Source organism: Flavobacterium sp. (assembly GCF_027531905.1).
Lineage (GTDB): Bacteria > Bacteroidota > Bacteroidia > Flavobacteriales > Flavobacteriaceae > Flavobacterium.
Map to the genome: position 1 here is coordinate 61,477 of NZ_JAPZSU010000036.1, position 10,030 is coordinate 71,506.

Annotated in this window: 11 protein-coding genes; 7 read left to right on the top strand and 4 right to left on the bottom strand. The window is 34.1% G+C overall.

Features of this window, described 5'->3' with window-relative positions; genetic code table 11:
* Window positions 1-2 precede the first annotated feature (2 nt).
* The 3 genes from O9307_RS10005 to O9307_RS10015 all read right to left on the bottom strand — a co-directional run bounded on the left by O9307_RS10005 (window position 3) and on the right by O9307_RS10015 (window position 3,159).
* The gene (locus O9307_RS10005; protein ID WP_298298512.1) at window positions 3-1,661 is read right to left on the bottom strand and encodes an ATP-binding cassette domain-containing protein; all 1,659 of its coding nucleotides are present in this window, start codon (window positions 1,659-1,661) and stop codon (window positions 3-5) included.
* On the bottom strand, window positions 1,661-2,338 hold the full coding sequence (locus tag O9307_RS10010) for a TetR/AcrR family transcriptional regulator (protein WP_298298515.1): 678 nt from the start codon (window positions 2,336-2,338) through the stop codon (window positions 1,661-1,663). Before O9307_RS10010 ends, O9307_RS10005 begins: the two co-directional genes overlap by 1 nt.
* A 179-nt stretch (window positions 2,339-2,517) precedes the next feature.
* Window positions 2,518-3,159 (bottom strand): leucine-rich repeat domain-containing protein, encoded by a 642-nt coding sequence (locus tag O9307_RS10015; RefSeq protein ID WP_298298517.1) that lies wholly within the window; start codon window positions 3,157-3,159, stop codon window positions 2,518-2,520.
* Between the two features lie 219 nt (window positions 3,160-3,378).
* Here O9307_RS10015 and O9307_RS10020 point away from each other — a divergent pair, with 219 nt between their 5' ends.
* Together O9307_RS10020 and O9307_RS10025 are read left to right on the top strand one after the other, a co-directional pair.
* Window positions 3,379-3,783, top strand: coding sequence for a twin-arginine translocase TatA/TatE family subunit (locus O9307_RS10020; RefSeq protein WP_298298520.1), 405 nt, complete (start codon window positions 3,379-3,381; stop codon window positions 3,781-3,783).
* Window positions 3,783-4,352, top strand: a complete 570-nt coding sequence (locus O9307_RS10025; protein ID WP_298298522.1) for a phosphatase PAP2 family protein — start codon at window positions 3,783-3,785, stop codon at window positions 4,350-4,352. The genes O9307_RS10020 and O9307_RS10025 overlap by 1 nt, the downstream gene beginning before the upstream one ends.
* A 174-nt stretch (window positions 4,353-4,526) precedes the next feature.
* On the opposite strand, the gene O9307_RS10030 is transcribed toward O9307_RS10025, so the two are convergent.
* Window positions 4,527-5,168, bottom strand: a complete 642-nt coding sequence (locus O9307_RS10030) for an O-methyltransferase (protein WP_298298525.1) — start codon at window positions 5,166-5,168, stop codon at window positions 4,527-4,529.
* A 167-nt stretch (window positions 5,169-5,335) separates the two neighbouring features.
* Between O9307_RS10030 and rlmN the strand changes: the two genes are divergently transcribed.
* From rlmN to O9307_RS10055, 5 genes are all read left to right on the top strand, one after another.
* Window positions 5,336-6,379: a 23S rRNA (adenine(2503)-C(2))-methyltransferase RlmN gene (rlmN, locus tag O9307_RS10035; RefSeq protein WP_298298527.1), complete on the top strand. Its 1,044-nt coding sequence runs from the start codon at window positions 5,336-5,338 to the stop codon at window positions 6,377-6,379.
* 83 nt (window positions 6,380-6,462) lie between these two features.
* Window positions 6,463-7,440 (top strand): polyprenyl synthetase family protein, encoded by a 978-nt coding sequence (locus O9307_RS10040; protein ID WP_298298530.1) that lies wholly within the window; start codon window positions 6,463-6,465, stop codon window positions 7,438-7,440.
* Window positions 7,441-7,596: 156 nt separating this feature from the next.
* Window positions 7,597-8,157 (top strand): RNA polymerase sigma factor, encoded by a 561-nt coding sequence (locus O9307_RS10045; RefSeq protein WP_298298532.1) that lies wholly within the window; start codon window positions 7,597-7,599, stop codon window positions 8,155-8,157.
* A complete protein-coding gene (locus O9307_RS10050; RefSeq protein ID WP_298298534.1) occupies window positions 8,144-8,809 on the top strand; it encodes a hypothetical protein in 666 nt (221 codons plus the stop codon). The genes O9307_RS10045 and O9307_RS10050 overlap by 14 nt, the downstream gene beginning before the upstream one ends.
* Before the next feature lie 41 nt (window positions 8,810-8,850).
* Window positions 8,851-9,894: a hypothetical protein gene (locus O9307_RS10055; protein WP_298298537.1), complete on the top strand. Its 1,044-nt coding sequence runs from the start codon at window positions 8,851-8,853 to the stop codon at window positions 9,892-9,894.
* Window positions 9,895-10,030 lie beyond the last annotated feature (136 nt).

Genomic DNA, 10,030 nt, shown 5'->3' on the forward strand with positions numbered 1-10,030 from the left:
TGTTATTTTTTTATATCTGAAATGATTTGACCTTTTTCCATAGTGAGGAATCTGTTGCATTTTGTCTTCCAATATGGATTTTTAGATGAAACTATTATCGTCCATTTATTTATATCTGATGTAATGAAATCAATGATTTCATTGGCTACTTTTTCATCCATAGCATCCGTTGGGTCTTCATAAAACAGCACTTTTGGTTTGTTAATAATACTTCTTGCCAACAGAATTTTTTGTGCGTTCGATGATGATAGTTGTTGCCCTTCAGGGAAAATCTGTGTTTCTAGTCCTTTTGGCAATGACTTGATGTAAGGGGTAAGTTGTACTCCATCCAAAGCCCATTTCAAATCTTTATCGGAACAATCTGGGTTATTGAAGATAATGTTGTCCAAAATACTGCCTTCAAAAGGGGTTTCACTATGAATAATATTGCCAATTTGAGAGCGATATTGCTTAAGATTAATTTTTCTGAAAGTATCGTCATTAATATAGAATGCACCTTCTGAAGATTGCAGTAAACCAGACAGAATACGAATTAGCGTCGTTTTTCCAGAGCCATTTATTCCTTCGATAAAAACGCGTTCTCCTTGGTCTATTTTTAGATTGATATTGTCTAGAATCTTCTTAGCAGACCCCGGAAATTGAATGCTTAAACTTTCTGTAGAAAGTGTTATGGCGTGAAAACATTTGTTGGCTTCATAGTTAGTATCTTCCTCCATTGTCAAGTCTGTCACTAGCCCTATTTTTTCAACAGCAGTCAATACATCATAAAGAGTTTCTAATCCTAGAATGATTTTTTCTACAGAATTGATTACTAACAAAATAATGATTTCGGCAGCCACAAATTGACCAATATTCATTTCCTGAGAGATTACCAAATACCCTCCAATTGAAAGTAAACTAGCGGTAATAATGATTTTAAAAACAATCAAATGACTGAATTGTCTTTTTAAAACATTAAAAAGGGATTCTCTGTAATTGAGGTATTCACTGGCGAATTTGTCATTTTTTTGCAAGGCAAAATCATAGTTGCGTTCTTTTCTAAAACTATAATTATTGCGCGCCATTTCTTGAAGCCAGCCAGCCACTTTATACTTGTATTTTGAAACTTTTAAACTGTTTTCTAATCCTATGAAATACGAATATTTAAAGATTAAATACAGCAATACCAGCAATAAAAAGCCCAGCATAATAAAGTAAGGATGATAGAAAGACAGCAAGATGATACCAAACAAAATTTGTAGTAAGGCAGCCGAAAAATCAATTAGTAATTTTGAAGTTCCTTTTTGAATGGTCATCGTATCAAAGAAACGATTGGCTAACTCTGGAGGGTAAGAATCGTATAACTCCTCAAATTTGATTCTTGGTAGGCGTGCAGCAAACTCAAACGAGGAACGAACAAATATTTTTTGTTGTAAATTCTCAGTGATTCTAAGTTGCATTAGCGATAAAATCCCAACTAAGGCTACTCCAATAACTACAAATACTACAAGAACTACCCACGAAACGGTAACTCTACCCGATTGAATAAAATTGATAATAGCTTGTATACCTAAAGGAAGTGACAAACTCACCAAACCAGCAAAAATGGCGTAAAATATAATTTGATAGACATCTTTTTTGTCTAGTAACAATAATTTGAAATAGCGTTGTAGTGGTGTCATTATTTTTGTTTTAAAAGAGTCGTTATTAAATGCATATAAAAATCAGATGGACTGACCTCATCGTTACAATTGGTGATGGTTTTTAGATGATTCATTAAAAAATGTTGATGTGAAGCTCCTTCCATAATCGATGATACTAAACTTTTAGCAAAGGGATACTCAGGATTAACTTCGTGAACCATTTGTGCAATTCTATTAATCACTCGCTTATAAATCAAAAAGAAACCATCTCTGTTTTCTTCGTCTACATCCTTTGTATGCAGGGTTTTTGTAAACTCTTGGATGATGATTTTGTTTAAAATGCTCTCATTGATGTGAGTTGTTGCTTGGTCGTCTTCAACTTTTTCAGTCACAATTTGTATGGCTTTAACTAGCTTTTCAAGAGGGTTGGTAATGTTATTGGTCGAAAAGACCAAGCGGTATTCCATCCAACTCCAATACCATGAAGATAAATATACTAATAATTTATGTTTGTTCTCGAAATAGCGGTAAATAGAACTTTCGTTTGAACCTATTAACTCGCCCAGTTTTTTGAAGGTAAACTCTTCAAAACCAATTTCGTTGATTAATAAAATGCTATGCTCTATGATTTTTTTCCCCAAAGTAGAAGTTTCAGGGTCTTTTACATACATTTTGCTGTTTACTTGGATTTTTAGGTTGTTTAAAATACTATCCATTTGCAATTATTATTTCGATATTATTTTAGATTTGTTTTGTAAATCAAAGTTGGAAAGTGCGGTTATAGACAAACCAACCAATTGAATTGTTGTCTGTAATTTGAGTGCTTTAAGCAAGAGTTAATTGACTTATGTTAATACAAACAGAAATACTTTGTTTTTCATTCAAAAAAGGTCTTTTAAAAATTAATTCTAAAGCCAAAATTCATATTTTCCTGTAGGTTCATGGGAATTGGAACAGCGTTATTTTTGATATCCAATTGTTCTAAATGCTTTAGCCCTCTTACTTCTTTTGGAAACTCTTTGAAACGATTTTGATTTAAATACAATTGCGCTAAATTTTTCAGTAAAGTAATTTCATCAGGCAAACGATCTAAGTTATTGTTCTCTAAATGCAGCATCGTTAGGTTCGGGAGTTTTGCAAGCGCTTCAATAGATTTTGGCAAATTGATATTTTTAAATTCATTTAGATAGACTTCCTCTAGACTTTCAATGACGCTAATTTCATCAGGAACTTTATTAAAATCGTTCCCGCTTAACTCCAATACTTTTAATTTTTTTAAATTTGCAATCCCTTTAGGCAATGTTTTGAGATGGTCATTGCTTAGATTCAGGTATTCCAAGTTTTTGAATTTGGCCCAAACAGGAGAGTCTAAATTCAACGTTTGATTGCTCAAGTTTAATCGATATACTTTTTCGGGATTTTTAATTGCTTGCTCCCAATTAGTATATGTTTTTTTTGTTTGAAGGGAATCTTGTTGTCCCCAACTTAATTGTAATCCAAGTACAAAAACCAAAACGAACCGAGCTAGTGCTTTCATAGTAATAATTTATTTAATGAGTGACTTAATTACAAAAAAGTTATTTTGTTTACAAAAGTAATAGTAATACTTTTAACTTGATGTGTTTTAACTTTTTATTAGGTTTTGCTTACTGTTTAGGTTTTTTATCAATTGCCATCGGTTTCTTTTTTTATGAAATATTTGAAAAGCAACTGTATTAAAATTAATATATTTGTCGCAACAAAAAAAATCAACCTTATGTTTGGAATAGGCGGAGGAGAGCTAATTTTTATCATGTTTATCGTTTTGATGCTTTTCGGTTCTGATAAAGTGCCAGAAATAGCGCGTACAATGGGAAAAGCCATGGCGCAGCTAAAACATGCCACGAACGATATTAAAAATGAAATTCAAAAAGGAGCAGAAGCCAACGGATTGGACCAAAAAACATTAACTGATTTAACGGGAGGAATCAATTCCGAAATAGATAAAGCCAAACAAAATATTTTAGGAGATTCTACCCATTCCATTAGTAGTTTTGCCAATAATTTTACTTCGGAAATCACCAATGCTTCAAACGCAGTAGAAGGAAAACCTTCTTCTACCGAAACCCCTACCACCGAAGAAAGCAATGAAGTTGAAGGACCAATAAAAAGACAAATGTAATGTTAGAAAAGATAGAAGGAGTAGACATTCAGTTGTTTGTTTTTTTAAATGGGTTAGGTTCTGAGACCTACGATGGTTTGTGGTTATTCATTACCAAACAAGCCAATTGGACACCCTTGTTTTTGGTGCTGTTATACATCATTTACAAAAAAATTGGAACCAAGCAAACCCTCTTTTTGTTGCTCTTTGTTGCGATTTTGATCACTTTTACAGATCAAACCACCAATTTGGTAAAAAATATGGTGCAGCGTTTGCGTCCTTGCAATAATACCGATATCAACACCATAATTCGTGTGGTACAATCCAGAAATTCCTTTAGTTTTTTCTCAGGTCACGCGGCCAATTCTATGGCGGTGGCTAGCTTCTTGTTTTTGGTGTTGCGAAAAAAGTTTCCGTATTTCGGGCTACTCTTCTTGTGGCCTTTGATTTTTGCTTATAGCCGAATTTACCTAGGCTTGCACTATCCAATAGACATTTTTACAGGATACTTTTGCGGCTTTATCTTTGGTTTTTTAACCTATAAAGGGTATCAAATTCTTCAAAAAAAGTATTTTCCAATTACTAATTAGGAGCATTATCCAGCTGTACATTACAATCTTTTGGCTTGAAACTGTTTTTTTCTAAGACCAAAAAAGAGCTTCTTCCAGTCGCTTTTTTTAGTCAAGAAAAAATACCGTTCAACCCAAAAGGATTTCCATTCCCATCTGGGCTAGGAACCGTATTTTGATAAGACGTATAGGGATTTAAAGTACTCTGCTCACCGTCAGTCCATCTCGAATAGGAAGCAAAACGGTTTCTACTCTTGGATCATTGGCTAAAAGTGTATTGTATTCTAATAAAACTTTGGTGCTCAAATCATTTTTTTGCAAAGGCTCTACAACTTTACCACTCCACAAGACATTGTCTGATAAAATGATTCCGCCTTTGTTCATTTTCGGAACAATAAGTTCAAAATAGTTCAAATAGTTTTCCTTATCGGCATCAATAAAAACCAAGTCAAATGTCAAATCTATGGTTGGGATAATATTGGTTCCTTCTCCTAAATGCTGCACAATTTGATGGCCCCAAACTGATTTGTCAAAATGTTTTCGCTGAAAATCAACCAATTCTTCTTTGATGTCAATGGTGTGTAGTTGTCCATGTTCTTCTATGCCTTCGCACAAACACAAAGCCGAGTAGCCAGTGTAAGTTCCTATTTCAAGAATGTTCTTTGGTCGAATCAGTTTAGAGAGCATACTCAAAACCCTTCCCTGAAAATGACCACTTAGCATTCTAGGTAATAAAATTTTTTGGTACGTTTCTTTGTTCAAGGCCGCTAAATGTGCAGGCTCTTTTTCGGAATGTTGCTCAATGTAATCCTCTAAATCTTGAGATAAAAAATGCATTCGAAGTGTTTTTTGTTCTAGCGCAAAGGTATTAAATCAAGAATGATTTGTTCTAGTTTATTTTATTCATTCATTCATGAGTGTATTTCTGGATGAAGAGCTTAGCTAGAATGTTATTATTAAAAGAAATTGGATTCAAAACATTAAAAATTGAATAAATTTGCAGCATGGAAATCGAGAAAAAAGATATTAGAGCATTGTCTAAAGAAGAATTACGAACCTTTTTTGTGAGTAACGGAGACAAAGCTTTTCGAGGCAATCAAGTATATGAATGGTTATGGACCAAAGGAGCTCATAGTTTTGAGGATATGACCAATTTGTCTAAAACGACAAGGATGGTTTTAGAAACGAATTTTGTAATTAATCACATCAAAGTCGATACCATGCAACGCAGTGAAGATGGTACGGTAAAAAATGCTGTTCGTTTGCATGATGGATTAGTAGTTGAATCCGTTTTAATTCCTACCGAAACAAGAACTACCGCTTGTGTTTCGAGTCAAGTTGGCTGTAGTTTGGATTGTAATTTTTGCGCAACAGCACGATTAAAAAGAATGCGAAATTTAGAACCAGCCGAAATTTACGACCAAGTAATTGCTATTGATAAAGAGAGTAGGCTCTATTATAATCATCCCTTGTCTAATATTGTTTTTATGGGAATGGGCGAGCCATTGATGAATTATAATAATGTTTTGAAAGCCATAGAAATGATTACTTCTCCAGAAGGTTTAGGCATGTCTCCAAAGAGGATTATGGTGTCTACTTCTGGTATTCCTAAGATGATAAAAAAATTAGCCGATGATGAGGTGAAGTTCAAATTGGCAGTTTCACTTCATTCAGCAATAGACGAAACTCGTGCTAGAATTATGCCTTTTAGCGCCAATTTTCCTTTGAAAGAATTGAGGGAATCTCTAGAATATTGGTACCGTAAAACCAAAAGCAAGGTGTCTTATGAATATGTGGTTTGGAAAGGAATCAATGATGATAAAGCTTCAATCGATGCCTTGGTGAAATTTTGTAAATATGTGCCTTGCAAAGTTAATCTTATAGAATACAATCCGATTGATGATGGGGAGTTTCAGCAAGCTTCCGAAGAATCGATAGCAGCGTATATCAAAGCCTTACAAGCTATTGGAGTTGTGGTTAAAGTGAGACGAAGTAGAGGTAAAGATATCGATGCGGCTTGTGGACAATTGGCAAACAAAGAAGCGTAACTCAATAATAATATTGCTTTAAAAGTAATGTAGCACTTTTTTTCATGTCTTATTTTATTTTATGTGCTATATTTGAATCCTGAATGAATATCACCTCACAAATAAAGCAGCCCATCTTTGATGAAATGGAACTTTTCGAGAAAAAGTTCTATGAATCAATGTCTTCCAAAGTGGCCTTGCTTAATCGAATTACATATTATATCGTAAACAGAAAAGGAAAACAAATGCGTCCGATGTTTGTTTTTCTTACTGCAAAGATGATTTCTGGAGGAACAGTAGAAGAGCGTACTTATCGTGGCGCTTGCGTGATTGAGCTGATTCATACCGCTACATTAGTACATGATGATGTAGTGGATGATAGCAATCGCCGTAGAGGTTTTTTCTCCATAAACGCCTTATGGAAAAATAAAATCGCTGTTTTAGTTGGGGATTATTTGTTGTCAAAAGGTTTGTTGTTATCCATAGACCACGGTGATTTCGATTTGCTACGAATCATATCAGTAGCCGTTCGCGAAATGAGCGAAGGCGAATTATTACAAATAGAAAAAGCCAGAAGACTCGATATTACAGAAGAGGTATATTACGAAATTATCCGAAAAAAAACAGCTACTCTTATTGCTGCTTGCTGTGCTTTAGGTGCTAGGTCTGTTAGTGATAATGAAATAATTGTAGAGCAAATGCGCAAGTTTGGAGAGCTTATAGGTATGGCTTTTCAAATTAAAGATGATTTGTTCGATTACACCGAAGAGGCCATAGGAAAACCTACAGGAATTGATATCAAAGAGCAAAAAATGACTTTGCCTTTAATTCATGTACTCAATACCTGTACTTCAAAAGAAAAAAGTTGGTTAATTAATTCTATCAAAAACCACAACAAAGACAAAAAGCGAGTAAAAGAAGTTATTGCTTTTGTAGTTAACAATGGTGGACTTTCTTATGCCGAACAAAAAATGATTGACTTTCAACAAGAAGCATTGGCTATTCTTGAAAATTTCCCCACATCAGATTATAAATCGGCCTTGACCTTAATGGTCAATTATGTAATCGAAAGAAAAAAATAATTTTTTTTCGTCTGTAAAGTGCCGTAATCATTGGTATTTCTATTTTTTTATCAAAAATAAAACAACTGCATGCAACCTTTTTGTTGCTTGCCTCGTCTATGCTAATAGAAGTCGGTTTTACAAAAACAACAACTGCTGACCAACACGTTTTATTATATGAAAGTAATTCCATTACATCATGAAGAACAAAAATTGATTCAACTTGCCATTGAAAACAATAGGCAGGCGCAACAACAGTTGTATTCTAAATTTTCTTCAAAAATGTTAGGAGTTTGCAGACAGTATATCAAAGATATTCATCAAGCAGAAGATGTAATGATTACCGCATTTATGAAGGTTTTTGTGAATCTAAGAAATTTTGAAAACAAAGGAAGTTTCGAAGGTTGGATACGCAGAATTATGGTCAATGAATGTATTTCTTTTTTAAGAGTAAATAAAAAAATGAAATATACCGAAGACGAATTTTTTGTTGAGGAAAGTTTTGATGCCATTGGAGACCAGTTCTCGGTAGAAGAAATTCAAACCTTAATCGATACACTTCCAGAAGGGTATAAAATGGTCTTTAATTTATATGCGATAGAAGGATACAAACATCAGGAAATTGCTCAATTGCTTGGTATTTCTGAAGGAACTTCAAAATCACAATTGTCGCACGCTAGAAAAATGTTACAACAGCAGATTAACTGCTTAAAAAATAAGCAAAATGGAACTAAATAATTTTGAACAACAAGCCAAAGAGAAGCTTTCCAATCGAGAAATTGCTCCCTCAGCTCAAGCTTGGGACCGATTAGACGCTATGTTGTCTGTCCAAGAAAAGCCAAAGAAAAAAATGACTTGGTGGTATGTGGCAGCAAGTGTTACGGGACTTTTATTGATAGGAACATTTTTTAACACATCAGAAGAAAGTAATGTTATAACACCCTCTCAAGAAATCGTGGTGACTTCTACGGAAGATAAAGATTCGGTTACAACCCAACCTTCTATTGAACCAACAAACGAAGTAAGTGTTCAGCCTAAATCTGACTTGGCAACAAACGTGTCTATGGCTACCAATAACCAAAATACAACCACAAAAAATACGCTTCAGGAGCTTTCAATCAACAATCAAATCACAACCACCAACAATCAAATTAGTACTACTATCGAAAAAAACACAGAACATCAAGCTATTGCTGCAATAGACGAAAATGTGCCAGTAGTAGCTACAGGAATTCAAAAAAAGCAAAAAATACAAGTCGACCCATCTTCTTTATTGTCTCAAGTTGATGGAGAATTAGAACTCTCTTTTAGAGAAAAAGTAATTGCAAAAGTGAATAAAAATTATCAAACCGTAAAAGTGGCTTTGGCCAATAGAAACAATCAAGAATAAAAACAATCAATCATCAATCAAATTTTTAAAAACTAGTAATCATGAGAAATTTTACCATTTGTCTAGCCGCCTTATTCTGTCTTTTAGCCAGCAAAATGATAGGGCAAGAATCCTTCGAGAAAAGAGCGAAGGAAATCGCAACACGCATTGAAAAAATCACCAAAGAAGAAAAAGCAGCGCTAAAAGAAGAAATCGAAGCCGTAAATCTTCAGTTACAAGCTGGTACAATCACCAAAGAAAAAGCCGACGAGAAAAAGAAAGTATTGGCCGAAGCTAGAGCCATCAATATCGAAGCCAGAGTTGCCAAAGAACAAGAACAATTGAATGAATTGGTACAACTAAAAGTGGATGGTAAAATCAAAGAACAAGATTCCTCTCGTACACTCGTTATTCATTGGGACGACGATTTCAACTTTAGAAATAAAAAGAAAGAAAGAAAATTTGGTGAAAAAAGAACCACTAGCCAGTTTGTTTTTGCCGCAGGTTTGAACAATGTTATGGTCGACGGCAAGATTCAAGACGAAGATTATAAGTTTATGGGTTCACATTTTTATGAGTGGGGAACTACCTACAACACCAGAATCCTAAAGGACAATAACTTGCTTCATTTCAAGTACGGGATGTCTGTAATGTACAATAATTTACGTCCTACAAATAACCGAACTTTTGTAGTAAATGGAAACCAAACCAATCTAGAAGTATACTCAAAAGACCTCAAAGAGTCACGTTTTAGAAACGTTTATTTAGTGGTTCCTATGCACTTAGAATTCGATTTTTCTGGCAGTACAATGAACGACGACAAGCGTCAATTCAGAACCCATAAATCAGTTCGATTTGGTGTAGGAGGATATGCAGGAATCAATTTGAAATCCAAACAAAAAATAGAATATCGCGAAAACGATGAGAAGATTTATCAAAAAACCAAAGGAGATTTCAATACCAATAATTTTATTTACGGATTGAGTTCTTACATCGGTTACAAAGAAACGAGTTTGTATATAAAATATGACTTGAACCCTTTATTCGAAAACAATACAATAGACGTAAACAATATTTCAATGGGAATCCGTTTTGATTTCAATTAAACCCAGAATCCGCATTAGACTTCGTAGCGAAACTGAATTATTCAATAAAAGCAAGAGCTCACGGACTATTTTTGAAGAAGGAATACTTTTGTATTTTGAATTTAAAAATGGGAGTAAGTTCTTGCTTTTGAAGAAG

Bases quoted from the DNA above. Each gene is read 5' to 3' on its own strand.
- O9307_RS10055 (WP_298298537.1), top strand. From the start codon at position 8,851: ATGAGAAATTTTACCATTTGTCTAGCCGCCTTATTCTGTCTTTTAGCC.
- O9307_RS10050 (WP_298298534.1), top strand. From the start codon at position 8,144: ATGGAACTAAATAATTTTGAACAACAAGCCAAAGAGAAGCTTTCCAAT.
- O9307_RS10005 (WP_298298512.1), bottom strand. From the start codon at position 1,661: ATGACACCACTACAACGCTATTTCAAATTATTGTTACTAGACAAAAAA.
- O9307_RS10010 (WP_298298515.1), bottom strand. From the start codon at position 2,338: ATGGATAGTATTTTAAACAACCTAAAAATCCAAGTAAACAGCAAAATG.
- O9307_RS10045 (WP_298298532.1), top strand. From the start codon at position 7,597: ATGAAAGTAATTCCATTACATCATGAAGAACAAAAATTGATTCAACTT.
- O9307_RS10020 (WP_298298520.1), top strand. From the start codon at position 3,379: ATGTTTGGAATAGGCGGAGGAGAGCTAATTTTTATCATGTTTATCGTT.
- O9307_RS10025 (WP_298298522.1), top strand. From the start codon at position 3,783: ATGTTAGAAAAGATAGAAGGAGTAGACATTCAGTTGTTTGTTTTTTTA.
- O9307_RS10030 (WP_298298525.1), bottom strand. From the start codon at position 5,168: ATGCATTTTTTATCTCAAGATTTAGAGGATTACATTGAGCAACATTCC.
- O9307_RS10040 (WP_298298530.1), top strand. From the start codon at position 6,463: ATGAATATCACCTCACAAATAAAGCAGCCCATCTTTGATGAAATGGAA.
- rlmN (WP_298298527.1), top strand. From the start codon at position 5,336: ATGGAAATCGAGAAAAAAGATATTAGAGCATTGTCTAAAGAAGAATTA.
- O9307_RS10015 (WP_298298517.1), bottom strand. From the start codon at position 3,159: ATGAAAGCACTAGCTCGGTTCGTTTTGGTTTTTGTACTTGGATTACAA.